General features: G+C 37.6%; 16 protein-coding genes. 7 read left to right on the top strand and 9 right to left on the bottom strand.

What is annotated here, in order from left to right:
• Positions 1-3: 3 nt before the first annotated feature.
• The 9 genes from L6469_RS00945 to L6469_RS00905 form a co-directional block, all read right to left on the bottom strand.
• A complete protein-coding gene (locus L6469_RS00945; RefSeq protein ID WP_027454111.1) occupies positions 4-1,995 on the bottom strand; it encodes an NADH-quinone oxidoreductase subunit L in 1,992 nt (663 codons plus the stop codon).
• 8 nt (positions 1,996-2,003) lie between these two features.
• Complete coding sequence (gene nuoK, locus L6469_RS00940; protein WP_006282427.1) at positions 2,004-2,312, bottom strand: NADH-quinone oxidoreductase subunit NuoK; 309 nt, start codon at positions 2,310-2,312, stop codon at positions 2,004-2,006.
• The gene (locus L6469_RS00935) at positions 2,309-2,830 is read right to left on the bottom strand and encodes an NADH-quinone oxidoreductase subunit J (RefSeq protein WP_006282428.1); all 522 of its coding nucleotides are present in this window, start codon (positions 2,828-2,830) and stop codon (positions 2,309-2,311) included. Before L6469_RS00935 ends, nuoK begins: the two co-directional genes overlap by 4 nt.
• 15 nt (positions 2,831-2,845) lie before the next feature.
• The gene (locus L6469_RS00930) at positions 2,846-3,427 is read right to left on the bottom strand and encodes a 4Fe-4S dicluster domain-containing protein (RefSeq protein ID WP_006282429.1); all 582 of its coding nucleotides are present in this window, start codon (positions 3,425-3,427) and stop codon (positions 2,846-2,848) included.
• 17 nt (positions 3,428-3,444) lie between these two features.
• Positions 3,445-4,539, bottom strand: coding sequence for an NADH-quinone oxidoreductase subunit NuoH (nuoH, locus tag L6469_RS00925; protein ID WP_006282430.1), 1,095 nt, complete (start codon positions 4,537-4,539; stop codon positions 3,445-3,447).
• A 44-nt stretch (positions 4,540-4,583) separates the two neighbouring features.
• Positions 4,584-6,158, bottom strand: coding sequence for an NADH-quinone oxidoreductase subunit C (locus tag L6469_RS00920; RefSeq protein ID WP_006282431.1), 1,575 nt, complete (start codon positions 6,156-6,158; stop codon positions 4,584-4,586).
• A 15-nt stretch (positions 6,159-6,173) separates the two neighbouring features.
• On the bottom strand, positions 6,174-6,938 hold the full coding sequence (locus L6469_RS00915) for an NADH-quinone oxidoreductase subunit B (RefSeq protein ID WP_006282432.1): 765 nt from the start codon (positions 6,936-6,938) through the stop codon (positions 6,174-6,176).
• The gene (locus L6469_RS00910) at positions 6,929-7,279 is read right to left on the bottom strand and encodes an NADH-quinone oxidoreductase subunit A (RefSeq protein ID WP_006282433.1); all 351 of its coding nucleotides are present in this window, start codon (positions 7,277-7,279) and stop codon (positions 6,929-6,931) included. The genes L6469_RS00915 and L6469_RS00910 overlap by 10 nt, the downstream gene beginning before the upstream one ends.
• A gap of 188 nt (positions 7,280-7,467) precedes the next feature.
• On the bottom strand, positions 7,468-8,316 hold the full coding sequence (locus tag L6469_RS00905) for a hypothetical protein (protein WP_006282434.1): 849 nt from the start codon (positions 8,314-8,316) through the stop codon (positions 7,468-7,470).
• A gap of 90 nt (positions 8,317-8,406) precedes the next feature.
• Between L6469_RS00905 and L6469_RS00900 the strand changes: the two genes are divergently transcribed.
• The 7 genes from L6469_RS00900 (at position 8,407) to L6469_RS00870 (ending at position 16,574) form a co-directional block, all read left to right on the top strand.
• Positions 8,407-10,812, top strand: coding sequence for a mechanosensitive ion channel domain-containing protein (locus tag L6469_RS00900; protein WP_237851101.1), 2,406 nt, complete (start codon positions 8,407-8,409; stop codon positions 10,810-10,812).
• Positions 10,813-10,817: 5 nt separating this feature from the next.
• Positions 10,818-11,576 (top strand): 3-deoxy-8-phosphooctulonate synthase, encoded by a 759-nt coding sequence (gene kdsA, locus L6469_RS00895; RefSeq protein WP_006282436.1) that lies wholly within the window; start codon positions 10,818-10,820, stop codon positions 11,574-11,576.
• 52 nt (positions 11,577-11,628) lie between these two features.
• The gene (locus L6469_RS00890) at positions 11,629-12,618 is read left to right on the top strand and encodes a KpsF/GutQ family sugar-phosphate isomerase (RefSeq protein WP_006282437.1); all 990 of its coding nucleotides are present in this window, start codon (positions 11,629-11,631) and stop codon (positions 12,616-12,618) included.
• A 49-nt stretch (positions 12,619-12,667) separates the two neighbouring features.
• A complete protein-coding gene (gene cls / locus L6469_RS00885) occupies positions 12,668-13,936 on the top strand; it encodes a cardiolipin synthase (RefSeq protein WP_006282438.1) in 1,269 nt (422 codons plus the stop codon).
• 29 nt (positions 13,937-13,965) lie between these two features.
• Complete coding sequence (locus L6469_RS00880; protein ID WP_006282439.1) at positions 13,966-14,565, top strand: response regulator transcription factor; 600 nt, start codon at positions 13,966-13,968, stop codon at positions 14,563-14,565.
• A gap of 886 nt (positions 14,566-15,451) precedes the next feature.
• Positions 15,452-15,640 carry a hypothetical protein gene (locus L6469_RS00875; RefSeq protein ID WP_039871155.1) on the top strand — a complete coding sequence of 63 codons (189 nt, stop codon included), beginning with the start codon at positions 15,452-15,454 and terminating at the stop codon, positions 15,638-15,640.
• 115 nt (positions 15,641-15,755) lie between these two features.
• Positions 15,756-16,574, top strand: a complete 819-nt coding sequence (locus L6469_RS00870; protein WP_006283512.1) for a GLPGLI family protein — start codon at positions 15,756-15,758, stop codon at positions 16,572-16,574.
• Positions 16,575-16,577 lie beyond the last annotated feature (3 nt).

Genomic DNA, 16,577 nt, shown 5'->3' with positions numbered 1-16,577 from the left:
ATATTAAAGAATACAAAGTAATACCAATGTAAGTGCTACAGTACCCGTTATAAACCAAGCAGCATATTGGCGAACATCACCGCTCTGCCATGGACGTATGGTCTCACCAGCTTCCTGAGCACCCCAAGCCATGAAGTTGAATGTTCCATCAATAACATGGCGATCAAACCACGCAATTGGTTTAGAGAAACATCTGAAGACAACTTTATGGGTAAAGAACTGCCAAGCATTATCGATATAAAAACGATTGAGTGAAGCCTTATGGAGAGTAGGCATCTGACGCTTCAACATATCTGGCACTGGGTTCTCACCACTAGCATACATCCAAGTTGCAAGACCGATACCAATGCAAGCTACTACTATAGAAATCCAAGCTACAGATGGCCAAGTCCAAATAGCAAATGTCTGAATGGCAATATCCTCTGCATGGCCATCAGCTGAAACGAAATGACCAAAAGGTATCAGACCACAGGTACAACCAACAATACAAAGGAATACCAATGGTCCCCACATAGTAGCAGGTACTTCCTGTGGCTTACGACGATGTTCAGGATCCTGCTCATAATAGCTCTTACCCCAGAAGATAACATAGTACAAACGGAACATATAGAATGCTGTCATACCTGAAACCAATGTCATAAACCAACCCAAAGCTGGTGAAAAGTGGAAACAAGCTGCTACAATTTCATCTTTAGAGAAGAAACCTGAGAATGGTGGAATACCAGATATACACAGACATGCCAACAAGAAACACCAGTTTGTGATAGGCATATATTTACGAAGACCACCCATATAATCCTTAAAGTTGCTACCAATTATAACAATAATAGCACCAGAGCAAAGGAATAATAATGCCTTAAACATGGCATGTGTAAACAAGTGGAATAATGCTGCCATATAACCGACAGAACCCTCACCTTCTACAGCAGTACATACACCAAGCGCAACAAGCATATATGCTATCTGCGAAATGGTTGAAAAAGCAAGACCTCGTTTAATATCACGCTGGGTACAAGCAACAGCTGCAGCATAGAATGCTGTAAAAGCTGCAATGTAAGCAATCCAATGCAGCTGCTCAAGAGCACCAAACTCCACATAGATTGGGAAAAGAGAAGCTACCTGATATACACCTGCAACAACCATAGTTGCAGCATGAATCAAAGCTGATACTGGAGTTGGACCCTCCATTGCATCAGGCAACCAAATATGCAATGGGAACATTGCTGACTTACCTGCACCACCTATGAACATTAAGAATAAAGAGGTAGGAATAACCCAAGTTAAAGCTGGATTATTTGCAAGTTCTGCCAAACGACCGCTCAAGCCTGGGGTTACGTTCAAATCATAGTTGAATGTTCCAACATAGAAACTAAAGAACAAAATACCGATCAGGAAGAACAAGTCTGCAAAACGGGTCGTAATGAAGGCCTTCTTAGAAGCATGTACTGCAGCATGCTTTGGATAGTAGAAACCTATCAAAAGATAAGAGCAGACACCCACTAATTCCCAGAACATATACATCTGGAAAATATTAGTAGCAACTACGAGACCAAGCATACTCATGGTAAAGAGAGAGAGAAAAGCGTAAAAACGCTGAAAACCCTTCTCATAACCCTCAACCTCATAGTTCTCGTCACGCTCTGCCATATAGCCAAGTGAGTAAATATGAACCATGAAACTTACTGTAGTAATAACGACAAGCATCATTACACTGATCGGTGTAAGACGGAAACCGATATTAAAGGTAAGCAGTTCGGTAAACTTAAGCCACGTAAAATTGAAAACAGTAACCGTAGGATAGAGTCCATCAGCACCACGACCTATAGCAAAAAAGTATTCATAAGCAGTATATAAAGACATTGCAAACAAAACACCAAGCACGGAGGTACCAATGGTAAAGGCTACCTTTTCTTTCATCTTCATACCGCATAGACCAAGCACTAAGAAGCTCAGGAACGGTAAAAGAAGTATTAAAAATGAATAACTATATTCCATTGTTTTCTTTAGAATTTCATATTTTCAATACTGTTCACCTGATCACTGTGATAGTTGCGGTAAACATTAATAATTATAGCAAGAGCTACAGCTGTTTCAGCAGCACTGACTCCAATAGAGAACAACGTGAAGAAGAGACCTTCAAACTGTCCTGGGAAGAGAATACGATTGAATACTGCAAAGTTCATATCGGCAGAGTTCAACACTAACTCAATAGAGATGAGCATTGCAACAAGGTTACGACGGGTTACGAAACCATATACACCAATAAAGAACAATAATGTACTAAGTACTAAGAAACATTGATATGGAATCATTTCTTATCCTCCTTTCTTGCAATCATAATACCACCGATGATACAAGCCAACAGAAATACAGAGATAAACTCAAAAGGAAGTACGTACTGATACTTCTCACTTCCAAGAAGATGATTGCCGATAACATCCATGCTTACCTCTTTATCAGCCATCTGAGCTGCACAATCGATAAATTTATTTTTCAAAAGAACTACACCTACAGTAGCAATACCTAGAACAGCAACCAAAATGCCATTAATCATACGAGAACCTTTGATTTGCTCTACTAGCCCCTGAAGAGTGCGCTTAGATACCAACTGAATAGCAAAGATATACATCATTGTAATACCTCCAGCATAAATAGATAGCTGAGCTGCACCCAAGAAGGTGTAATCAAGCAGGAAATATATACCTGCGATACCAAAGAGAACGAAGAGCAGGAATGTAGCAGCTCGCATAATTCTCTTGGTCATAACACACATAATAGCTGAGCCGAGAATAACAACAGCCAAAATGCAAAATACAACTAAATTTGCCATTTCTGTTACTTCCTCCTACTTTGTTTTAGTATTAAACTTGCCGATTGTGAGTGGAGCGCCACCATCTATAATGTTTGGTAGACTTCCACCTGTATAAACCTCCTTGTCCAAATGAAGGGCAAGTTTAGAACGGTCGAATACAGAATTCTCAAAATCGTTAGTAAACTCGATTGCATCAAAATTACATGCATTAACACAAAGCTGACAAAACATACAGTCACCCAGGTCATACAGATAATCATCAAGAACCTTCTTCTTTTTACCAGTTTCAGGATCTTCCTGCATATGTGCAGTAATCTTGATAGTTTCATTAGGACATGCCTTTTCACACATAGTACAAGCGGTACATTTGTAGTCACCTACTTTCAAGCCACGCGCTTGAAGTTTTGGATCCTGCAAATCTGCGTCAGTCACACGCTTAAAAACGAGACGACCGCGATGACGCTTGCTCACGTGGAGTGTAGTCAGTCGATTCTCTGGATATTGCTCTGTACTCTTTGGTGTAAAGTACTCCTTAAGAGTAATCTTCAAACCTGTGGCAAGAGTCTTCATACCTGCAGCAATACCCTGAAAATATGATTTATCTTTATTTTCCATTTCTATACCTTATTATATTATTGTATGCACCAACCCAAAGCAACACATACAGTCATCAATACCAAATTAAGCAATGATAGTGGCATAAGATACTTCCACTCCAACTTCAAAATCTGGTCTACGCGCAAGCGTGGGAAAGTCCAACGAATCCACATCAGCAACCATACCACAGCAAAGGTCTTACCCAAGAACCAAACAATACCAGGAATCATATCCATGATACCATTGAAAGCATCAAGACCTGAAATATGGAAAGGCATCCAACCACCAAGGAATACAGTAGAAGCGATACCAGAGATTACAAAGAGATTCAAATACTCAGCCAAGTAATAGAAACCGAATCCCATACCAGAATATTCTGTATGATAACCAGCAGTCAACTCACTCTCAGCCTCAGCCATATCGAAAGGACCACGATTTGCTTCTGCGTTACCTGCTACTAGGAATATAAGAAAAGCAATGATTGCAGGAATAGCAGAAACATGACTTGGGAAAATCAACCAAGCATCATTTTGAGCCTCTACAATACCACTTACCTGCATGGTTCCTGTTAACACTACAGCTGAAATAAGGCTCAAACCTAATGACATTTCATATGAAATCATCTGAAGAGCACCACGCATAGCAGAGATGACAGAATATTTATTGTTACTTGCCCAACCTGCAACAAAGATTCCTAGTACTCCAATAGAAGAAATGGCTGTGATCAGGAATACTCCAACATTAAAGTCAAGTACATGTGCCCCCTTGTTCCAAGGCATGAAAGAGAATGTACCTACAGAAGCTATAATCACTAGGAAAGGAGCAATGCAATACAATAACTTATCTGCTTTATCAACAGCAAAGATCTCCTTAATCAACATCTTTACTACATCGGCAAATACCTGAAAAATACCCCATGGACCTACACGCATAGGACCAAGACGGCATTGGAAATATGCACAAACTTTACGCTCCATGAATATCAATACGATAGCCAATAAAGCATATGCAGTAAGGATGAATACACCTACAAGCACACATTCAATTAAAATCGACAAAAAATCTCCCAAGCCAAATGTTTGGCGAAGAAGTGTGTCGAACCATGTTGTTACTATACTAAAATCAAACATATTCTTTATCTTTTAGTTTTTTCTATTATTTTTTGAATTTAGTATTAACGATCCAAATCAGGAATTACGAAGTCGATAGATGCACCTGTTGCAATTAAGTCAGCAATCTTCTGACCCTTCAACATCTTATCAAATGCACCTGCCAATGAAAGACCCATTGGACGCATCTTGACACGATATGGACTCTTATCGCCACGACTGTCAAGATATACACCGAACTCACCTGCTCCACCCTCTACAGAGAAGAACCACTGCCCTTCAGGAACCTTAATGATAGGTTTCTGCTTGATATAGTATTCACCCTCTGGAATGTTATCTATGAGCTGTTCGATAATATCGAGACTCTGATAAATTTCATTGATGTGAATCATATAACGATCCATGGAGTCGCAGTTACTACCTACAACGTCATTCCATTGTACCTTATCATACATATCATAAGGATGATTCTTACGAACATCATTATGCCAACCTGATGCACGACCTGCAGGACCAGTAACACCATAGTTAATACAGTCTTCCTGATTCATATAACCTACACCTTCAAGACGCTGGTGTGTAATGACATTATCACCAAACACATCCAGATATTCCTTGACCATAGGACGCATATACTTACAGAAAGCTTTAGTATTTTCTACGAAATTAGGATCTATATCATCCTGAAGTCCACCTATTCTGTAATAGTTTTGGATAAGACGACCACCTGTTGTCTCTTCCATTACATTAAGCAGATGTTCACGATCACGCATACAGTACAAGAATGCTGTCAGAGCGCTCAAGTCCTGTGCACAAGTACCAAGGAACAACAAGTGGTTATCAATACGCTGAAGCTCATCCATTATTGTTCGAATGTACTTAATGCGATCATTGAGTTCGATACCCATAGCTTCCTCGATTACTCCTACAAGTGCATGACGATGATGCATCGCACATAGGTAGTTCAGACGATCTGTCAATGCCAAAGTCTGAGGATAAGTCATGTTCTCCATCATCTTCTCGATACCACGGTGAATATAACCTAAATGTGGATATACATTTTTGATAGTTTCACCATCAACGATAGTCTGTAGACGAAGCACACCATGAGTAGATGGGTGGTTAGGACCAAAGTTCATCACGAAATCATCATCATCAAAAAGACGATGCTTGGTCTCAACGAGATTACCATTCTTATCCAAATTCCATTCTGAGGTATAGTCACTCTCTGGCTCATCGGTCATAGGGAACGGATTAGCCTCAGGGCTCATATCGAAGTCTTTACGCAAAGGATAGCCCTGAAAATCGTTACGCATAAAAAGGCGTCGCATATCAGGGTGACCTAAAAACTTAATACCCAAGAAGTCAAAAACCTCACGTTCTAGAAGATCAGCACCATGCCAAAGCTTTAATACAGAAGGGATTACATATTCCTCACCAACCTGCTTTGCCAACTGCTTTACAGAAGTACGCTCATGAGTCTGTGTATTTTCGAGGATATAGATACATCCAAGACCTTCTTCTGCACCAAAATCTTCACCGATAATAGTAACCAGGTAATCGAAATGCTTTTCATTTTTCAATTTTGCCATTTCTGAGGCAAAATTGTCAAAGCCGAATTCTTTATTTTCTAGTTTCATGTTCGCTTACCTTAATTAATTATTTGTTTCAGTAGATTGTTCCTTATTCAACTGGTCGATTTCTTTTGCAAGATTTTCAACCTCTTCCTGGCTTGGCTGACCAGTAACAATGATTGGTTCCTTGTTACCAATTTTAGCATTAGAGAAATTCTCGTTGCTCAAACCGTGAAGACCACCATTACTCAAAGAAGCTTCCTTCTCTTCGCTGGTCATCTTATGGTTAGCACCACCAAAGAATTTTTCGACCTTAATCTTGCGTTGCAATTGCATCATACCATAGATGATTGCCTCTGGACGAGGAGGGCATCCTGGAATATAAACATCAACCGGTACCAACTCGTTGATTCCACGAACTACATTATAGCTCTTCTTAAAAGGTCCACCACTAATGGTACAGCCACCTACAGCAACGACATACTTAGGCTCTGCCATTTCATCGTACAAACGTTTGAAAACAGGTGCCATCTTATTGGTAATAGTACCTGCACACATAATCAAGTCAGCCTGACGTGGAGAGTTACGGGTTACCTCCCAGCCAAAACGTGACATGTCATAGCGAGCACAACCAATAGCCATAAACTCGATACCACAACAAGAAGTACCAAAAGTTAAAGACCAAGGTGAGTTACTACGACCCCAGTTAATTGCAGCATCTAACGATCCCAATACTACATTTGCACCACCCTCATTGAGTTCTGCGGCAATTTTCTCTAACGAGTCATTGTCCTTGAAATCCTCATAAGGCACACTCTTAATAGAGGCTCTTTTTCTTACTTCCATTCCAATGCTCCTTTCCGCCAAGCATAAGCTAAGCCAAATACTAATACGAGCAGGAAGAAGCCAATGCTAACAAGAGCCATTGCTCCAAACTGCTTTACGACTACTGCCCAAGGATAAAGAAAAACGGTCTCGATGTCGAACATCAGGAAAAGGATAGCAAACAAGTAATAACCTACGTGCATTGGTAACCAAGAGCTACCACGCGTAGGAATACCACATTCAAAAGCTTCACCTTTTACCGGATTATAAGAACGAGGACCGATTAACTTAGCAATGACAAATGCTGCCAATACCAAGGTTACAGCCGTCAACAAAACGGTAATAAACAAAGTAAAATACATAAAATTTATAACGTTATTATATTGTATACTGCTTATAGCGAACAGAGGCCAATCTGTCCAAAGCGATGCAAAGGTAACAATATTTTTTTGATTGCTGCCCTATACACTAAAAAAGTTGTCTTCCTAAATGAAAAAAGAAAGAATTATAAGCTGCTTACAATAAGCCAATACCCTTATTTCGGCTATTATTAAGCACCGTGATAGCTTATCAAGCCATCAATTGGACTAGAAATTACTTCTCCCATTTCATAACCTTCTTCACGAGCTACTTTTGAAAGAATATCAACAAAACTTCCAGCAATCCCCCCTACAAACCCGACACGGATTTCATGAATTTGAAGATACGATTTATACTGTATAATATTACGTCTAAAGAAATTTCGAAAGTTTTCTTCTACTAATTCTCTTAGTTCCTGTCTATCAATATGTTTAGCGATAAACTTTGCAATAGAAGCTAAAAAACGATTAGCAAGAGGCTGAGCATAAACACGATTAATAATCTCGGCATAAGTAAGTTTCGAATCATTCAGAAACTCCTCTTTAATTTCTTCCGACAAAAAACCTTTAAAAATACCATTTAAGAATAGTTTACCTAAAACAGCTCCACTGCCCTCATCTCCAAGAATATAACCTAAAGGCGGGGTGTTCATGACAATTTTTTCTCCATCATAACAACAACTATTTGCTCCAGTACCCAAGATACAGGCTATACCCTTTTGATGTCCACAAACTGCACGAGCCGCTGCCAGTAAATCACCATTTACCTCTATATTCATGACATCAGAGAAAACAGTTTGAAGAGCCCTCTTCACTTTTTCTGATTTTTGAGGAGTACACCCACTACCATAAAAGAAGATCTTATCTATTTTCACAGTATGGAGCACAGGAAGTAATTCGTCCTGTAAAACTCGCATAATATTATCTTCATCCTGATGAAAAGGATTAATACCCTGAGTATTTACTTTCTTGAGAACATTGGTTCCATCTATAAGAGCCCAATCTGTCTTAGTACTACCACTATCAGCTATTAAAATCATACTTGATGTTTATTGGTTCGACAAAAGTACAAAGTTTTTTTCAAGTTACAAAAGTTTTTAATTACCTTTGCACACATAATTTAGAGAATTATGAAAAAAAGAATATTTGTAATTTTAATACTTTTAATAGCATTTATATTACCAAGCAATGCCGTCTTGAAAGAAGATAGCATTACGACGACCCTTTACATCTTGCGTTCAGAACTTACCAATGCTCATCTTGAAATGGAGAAACAGGCCAAACAGACCAAAGATTCTCAAAAACAACTCTTTGAGCAGATTACACAAATTTTGAATCAGGCAAATCAGAATGCCTTGATGCTGTATTCTCAGAAAGATGGCTATATTTTCGATCTAGCCTACGCATGTCATGAAGCAACTGAACAGTTTAACAAATTCAAGACACAGAGTAAGCCTTTTCAAAAAATACTTCGCAAAAACAATATCGAAGTTGCAAGATATGATTCTCTCATCAATTACCTTCAAAAAATGCCTAAACAATTTCTTGATGAAAGAAGTCAGATTAACCGAAATGTGTGTCTCACACTAGCTGTTAACATCCGCCGACAACTAAAAGAGACGGAAGAACAGCTTCAACAAGATCAACGCATTTATGATATGATAGAAAGTCGCTTACAAAGCTTAAATGACTATGCAGACATTCGCTATCAAGAAATACAGAATAATATTTTCAATAACCTTGCAGACAATTATTTCAGTATTCTTCGTAGCTTTAACCGAGAAATGTACCAAACTGAAAATACGGTAAAAGAAAAATATAAGCCAACACCAAATTCTATTTCACAATGGGATTCAAAGTATATTGGTTTTCTCTTTATTATACTTATCACCTGGTCATTCATTTCGATATTTATTAATATTATTTTCTTCAGATTTATATTTACCTGGCTAATCAAGAAGAGCAATTTTACCAAGATACGTGATCGTTTCTTAGCCAAGCGAACACCTATCATTATGGCCATGACCGTTGTGACATTCGGAATTTTCCTTGGTATTATCCGAACGTCTCTTGCTCAAAACTTCTTCACCATGGCTAGTGGTTTGCTCATGCAGTATACTTGGCTACTAGGTGTAATTTTGATATCACTTCTTCTCCGAGTCGAGTCTGACAAGATTAAGAGTGCTTTCTTGATATATGCTCCTCTCATAGTTGTAGGCTTCATCGTCATTATTTTCCGTGTGATTTTGATTCCTAACACATTAGTAAACTTGATTTTCCCTCCTATTCTGCTGTTCAATTTAATATGGCAAGCTTACGTTATCTACAAAAAGCACTATAGAGTACCAAGAAGCGATATGTTTTTTTCATATATTTCGCTTACTATTTTTGTTGCATCTGTAATTCTTTCGTGGTCGGGTTATACTCTCGGCTCCGTACAATTACTTATATGGTGGGTGATGATGCTTACGTGTATCCTTACTCTCAACTGCTTGTCTCAATGGCTCAAAAGTTGGGGAGAAGCCAAAGAAATGGAAAAGAAATCCGTTCAAAAGAATTGGTTCTTCCGCTTAATATATAAAGTAGTCTTACCTTGTTGTGGAGTTTTCTCATTCATCGTTTCTTTCTACTGGGCAGCAGAAGTATTCAATTTAAGTGATACAGTATGGGAAATTTTCAAATATCATATTGTTGACTCCAAAGAGATTTCTTTCAGTCTTTATGGCATATGCATGGTTATCAATTTGTGGTTTATCTTTAACTATATCGTCAAGGTAGCCAACGAAATCATGGAAGCGAGATTTAAGGCAAAAGACCCAACGACTGCAGCCAGTCGTACTGTTATGACAAGAAACGTTACTCAGGCATTAGTATGGGCTATATGGCTGCTTGGCAGTTTACATATACTGCATGTCAGTTGGACATGGTTTGTTGTCGTGTCTGGTGGTTTATCAACAGGTATCGGTTTTGCCATGAAAGATATCCTCGAAAATATCTACTATGGTATATCGCTGATGGCTGGTCGTATCAAAATTGGCGACTACATTGTCTGCGATGGTATCCGTGGACGTGTAAGCAGTATTAATTATACCTCTACCATGCTAGAGGCTCTCGATGGTAGTATCATAGCTTTCCAGAACAGTCAACTGTTCACTAAGAACTATAAGAATCTTACTCGTAACCATGGTTATGAGTTGGATACACTTGAGGTTGGTGTAGCGTACGGTTCAAACATTTCAGAGGTTAAGAAACTTTTGAAAGAAAACGTCAGCAAACTTGACTGTGTATACAAGAAAAAGCCTGTTACAGTTCTACTCAAAAGCTTTGATGACAGCTGTATTACACTTAAGATACTCGTATGGGTAAACGTATTGACTAAAGCTCTCGATGATGGTGAAATTATGGAATGTATCTACAAGACACTCAATGACAACAACATAGAGATACCATTCCCACAACGCGAAATTACCATCAAAAGTATTACATCTGCTAACGTAAAAGAATTGGAAGAAAATACAACATCAGAAAACAAATAAAAAAAATGGAAAACGTCTTTATTTGTGGCCCATGTGTCATTGAGTCAATGGAATTACTTGACACCGTGGCTAAAGAATTAGTTAGACTCAACCAAAAATATGGTATAAATATCATATTCAAGGCCTCATTCGACAAAGCTAATCGCACTTCTATTCATTCTTTCAGAGGTCCGGGAATGGAAAAAGGTCTACAGATGCTTAACGAAATAAAGACAAAATATGGACTCCGACTGTTGACCGATATTCACGAAAGTTATCAAGCTGAGCCAGTGGGTAAAGTTGTCGACGTAATACAAATTCCAGCCTTCCTTTGCCGACAGACAGATCTACTGGTAGCAGCTGCCAAAACTGGTAAGATTGTAAATATCAAAAAAGCTCAGTTTCTCAGCGGACAGGACATGAAATATCCAGTAGAAAAGGCTAAGGAAAGTGGTGCTCAAGAAGTATGGCTTACTGAACGAGGCAATACTTTTGGATACAACAATTTGGTTGTGGATTTCCGCAATATTCCTGATATGCTAGAAATAGTTCCAACCGTTATCATGGACTGTACACATAGTGTTCAACGCCCAGGAGCTGGTGACGGAAAAACTTCTGGAGACCGTCGCTTTGTACCATCTATGGCCTTAGCAGCTAAAGCATTTGGAGCAACAGGATATTTCTTTGAAGTGCATCCCAACCCAGATTTGGGTTTGAGCGATGGACCAAATATGCTGCCACTAGACCAACTGGACTCTCTTATCAACAAAATACTTAAAAAGTAGCTTTAAAACGAAGACCCTAAAAGGTAAAGTAAACTTCGTAAAATCAAAGGAAATGGAGAATAAACAAGATAATCAAGAAGTAGAAGAAAGAATTCGTAAATCGCGCCAATATGGCGAACTCTGTTTACGCAATGAAGCCAAGGCCATACTCGATTTGATTCCTCAGATGGATGACGAGTTTGTCAAAGCCGTTGAAATGATGTATCATTGCAATGGCAAAATCATCGTGACAGGTGTAGGTAAGAGTGGTAATGTGGGCGCTAAGATTGCTGCTACATTAGCATCTACAGGAACTCCTGCATTTTTCATTAATCCACTTGATGTATATCACGGTGACCTAGGAGTCATGACTGCAGATGATGTCGTTTTGGCCTTAAGCAACTCTGGCCAAACTGACGAATTATTACGATTTATCCCAATGGTTCTCCACATGAATATACCTATCATATCCATGACTGGCAATAAAAATTCGCTCTTGGCAAAATACAGCAATGCCCATATTATGGTACATGTAGAGCGAGAAGCCTGTCCGCTTAACTTGGCTCCAACAAGTAGCACAACAGCAGCTTTGGCTATGGGCGACGCACTTGCTATCGCCTTGATGGAAGTACGCAACTTCAAACCTAGAGATTTTGCGCAGTTCCACCCAGGTGGCGAACTAGGCAAACGTCTATTGACTACAGCAGGCGATGTCATGAAAACAGATAACCTGCCTATTATTCCACAAGACATGCATTTGGGTGAAGCTATCATTAAAGTCAGTAAAGGACAGTTAGGACTCGGTGTATCCTTAGTAAACGACAAGATCGCAGGAATAATAACCGATGGTGACATTCGTAGAGCAATGGAACGTTGGCAGGCCGAATTCTTTGATCATACTGTCAACGAGATTATGACCATCCATCCGAAACAAGTATATACCTCTACTAAGATATCAGAGGTACAACGAATCATGCAGGAGCATCGTATTCATACCGTTTTGGTTACAGATAAAGAAAAACATCTGCTGGGAATCGTAGATCATTATGCATGCATGATCTAAATACGAAAATGTTTTAGGCGAATAAATTTTCGGAACGAAAAAAACAAAAATGAAGCATATAAAACAAATTATAATTGCGCTCCTCATACTTTGGGTAAACCTCACAGCTCATGCACAATCGTCAGATTCACTGATTGTGGCACAATTAAGATCCAAGGGGATAACCTTTTCTCATGATAATTCAATTACCCTTCTGACTAATGGACAAAGGAAATTTGATGATATGTTCTCGGCTATTCGACAGGCCAAAAGTACAGTGCATCTAGAATATTTCAACTTCAGAAATGATTCGATTACACGTAAATTGATTTCTATTCTTGGCCAAAAGGTAAAAGAAGGAGTTAAAGTTCGTGCCCTCTTTGATGGATTTGGTAACTCTTCTAATAATATGCCACTCAAAGAAAAGCATATTAAAGCCATTCGAGAAATGGGCATCGAGATAAAAGAATTTAATCCTGTTAAATTCCCCTGGATAGACGACATTTTTAATCGTGACCACCGCAAAATAGTTATTATTGATGGCAAGATTGCCTATACAGGTGGAATGAATGTAGCTGATTATTATATAAAAGGAACAGAAGTAGTTGGTGGATGGTATGATATGCACTGCCGTATTGATGGCAGCGAGGTAAACACTCTTCAGAAAATATTCTTGAAGATGTGGAAAAAAGTAACCCATCAAAATATACACTCTACAGAATTCTGGAGAGCCAAAAAAGCTGATTACTTTCAGGGATTACGTCCAGATACAACAGCGACAGCCTACCATAAGATGGTGGGTATCATAAATCGTGAACCACATATCAGCAATGATATTATACGATACTTTTATGTTAATGCTATCAATGACGCTAAAGATAGTATCAAGCTGATTAATCCGTACTTCACTTTAAGTCATAAACTTATCAAGGCTATAAAGAATGCAGCTAAAAGAGGGGTTAAGGTTCAGATTATGCTTTCTACAAAGAGTGATGTACCACTAACTCCTGACTGTGGATTCTATAATGCACATAAATTCATGAAAGCGGGCTGTGAGGTATACATGTTTACCAAAGGTTTTCATCACACCAAGATTATTATGGTAGATGGAAAATTTTGTACCGTAGGCAGTGCTAATCTGAACTCTCGAAGTTTAAGATGGGACTACGAGGAAAATGCTGTTATTATAGACAAGAATACAACCAAAGAGTTAGACACCCTCTTCGAAAACTATAAGAAGGACAGTTTCTTACTTACACCGAAGAGCTGGAAAGAATGGCGCACACCAAGTCAAAGACATCTTGGATGGTGGGCTCACTTACTTGCACCATTCCTCTAATATGAGATTATAAAATAAAACTCTACAATATGGAGCATCAATTTACAGGAAGACCATCAATAGCAATTATTGATAATAATACTTTAGCTAGCATGGGTCTAAAGAAAATCCTTCAAGACGTAATGCCTATCATGACTATCGAAACATATATAAGTTTCGAAGAGATGATTCAGGCTGGCGCTGACCGCTTTTTCCACTATTTCGTTTCCACAAACATTGTACTAGAAAATCGTGATTTCTTTACTCAGCATGCTCATAAAACTATCGTGCTTACATTACAAAGCGATGCCGAAATGAGTGGCTTTAAAACGCTTTGTGTAAACGTACCTGAAAAAGAACTTACTATGAATCTGCTCAGATTAGAGCAAAGAGGACACGCAGGAGGCAAAAATCTGCCAAAAATGCCCAAGGTGTTACGTAAACAGTTGCTATCCGACCGAGAAATAGAAGTTCTGTCTTTAGTGGCGCAAGGGCATATTAACAAAGAAATTGCCGAAAAACTTAATATCGGCCTTACCACAGTAATAACACACCGCAAAAATATTCAGGAGAAATTAGGTATGAAAAGCGTATCTGCACTCACCATATATGCTGTAATGCACGGTTACGTAGATATCAATAAGATATAACAACGCTGTAATCAAATCATATTTGTTTCTTATTGCGTAGTTCTAATACATCTTGAATTTGTATGACATAAACCGTCTTGTAGTTTGCTTTTTGCTGCTTGTAATACTAGAATACCTCAAATATTCTAATTTTGCAGTATTTCATAATTATCTAAATATCAACACTTTACCAAGTCGCAGATTTATTGATTTAATAAATACTTGGCCTTAGTATAGCTTTTACACGTTAAAAACATAGTGTTTATACTGCAAAACCATAATGTTTGGCTGCTCAAATGTATACTATTGCCCACATTTACTATGGTTTTACAGAAAGTAAGGGTAAAAATGTGGTAGCGAAATAACAAATAGTCAGCCTAGAAGTTAAAGATTTCGAGCTAAATGACAATTTTAGAGAGCTATGTTTTTTTGATATTTTATTTAACAAACTACCTATTACAGACCATTAGAGTCTGCTACCATTCAATACTTTTTGCTGCGACAGAACTCTATGCCTCTATATTATTTATCCTTTTAAAAATTAAATTCACATAAAAACATAAAATAAATAATCCCTTGTTTGCTAAGACACAAATAGGGGATTATTTTTTTTAACAGTCGCTAATATGCATTATAAAACAATTTATGTGCATAAAATACCTTGCGACACTATGTACACTATTGGAGACAAAAAAATTACATAGAAAAAAAAAATATATATACATTTGCAAAGTATAACAAAAAGGTATAAACAACGATTTATAAAGGATTTTTCAAAAATCACCAATACAAGTCTTTATAAGAAATAAAATTGACGTCAATAATTATACTGACCTAACAGACCAGAAAGGAATGCAGAATCCGAAAAGCTATAAAAGAAAGTAGGAAAATAATCAAACCCAAAGTAATGAAAAAAATATTAGCAACAGCATTTTTTGCAACACTCTGTTTAGCTTTAAATGCAAAAGAGGTTAACTATGAAATCATAACTTCATGTGGTGATGTTTATGAAATCAGTGAAGTTGGAGACGATATAACAATAGAAGATATCGTAGAATTTGCTATAGAAATTGATAACATTTTCTGTGGAGAATAAATTAGATCAGTCATTCAGAATGATCTGAATGACTGATTATGAATACATAAAATACTGATACAACATATGTAATATAGCATATTAAACACCATCATTACATATTTATCCATTAAAAATGGAAACAATAAGAAAAAGAAACATAATGAGAAAAGGGCTAATTATTTTAATTTATTGTTTTATTGCACTCAAAGGTATAGCTACAAACGAAAAAGCATCATATGAATGCATATATAGATTAACTTACCAAGTTGATACCATTCAAAAAAGATACTCAGAAGCATTAATGAGCCTCAGAGTTGCCGAGAATCAATCTTTCTTTTTTTCTCAATCTGGATATGAAAGAGATTCAAGTACACTCAATATAGAAAATTTTTCGGAATGGAAAGCTATAACAGATAGCATAAAAAGAAAATATGGAAAAATTAATTCAGCTTATTATATTCTGAAAAACTATCAAAAAAATAATCTTGAATATATAATAAACAAATACAAGTATACTGAAAACATCCCTGATTTCAAATGGCATTACACAAATGAAAAGAAAAAAATAGGTGAACACGAATGCCAAAAAGCAACATGTGCCTATATGGGACGAAACTACGAAGTATGGTTTACACCTGATATTCCGATCAGTGATGGACCATGGAAATTTTGTGGATTACCTGGGCTCATCTTGGAGGCCTATGATACCCAACATCACTATGAATTTAATTTTCTTGGCATGAACAAATGTGACGTAGAAATATTCGTCCCTGTTGTAAACTGTACCAAAACAACTAAAAAGAAAGTCATAGAATTAACCCAAAAAAGGATCGATGACCCTAATGCCTTTATGAAATTATTATCTGCAAAAACAGGCATTAAAGGAAAAACTAAATTTCCTAAAAAATTTTCTTATGCCACTATGGAACGTTTAGAGGCCTTTCCTAAATAAAAA

Source organism: Segatella baroniae B14 (assembly GCF_022024235.1).
Lineage (GTDB): Bacteria > Bacteroidota > Bacteroidia > Bacteroidales > Bacteroidaceae > Prevotella > Prevotella bryantii.
Note: the sequence above shows the minus strand (reverse complement) of the source record. Positions and strands in the feature narration are given on the sequence as shown.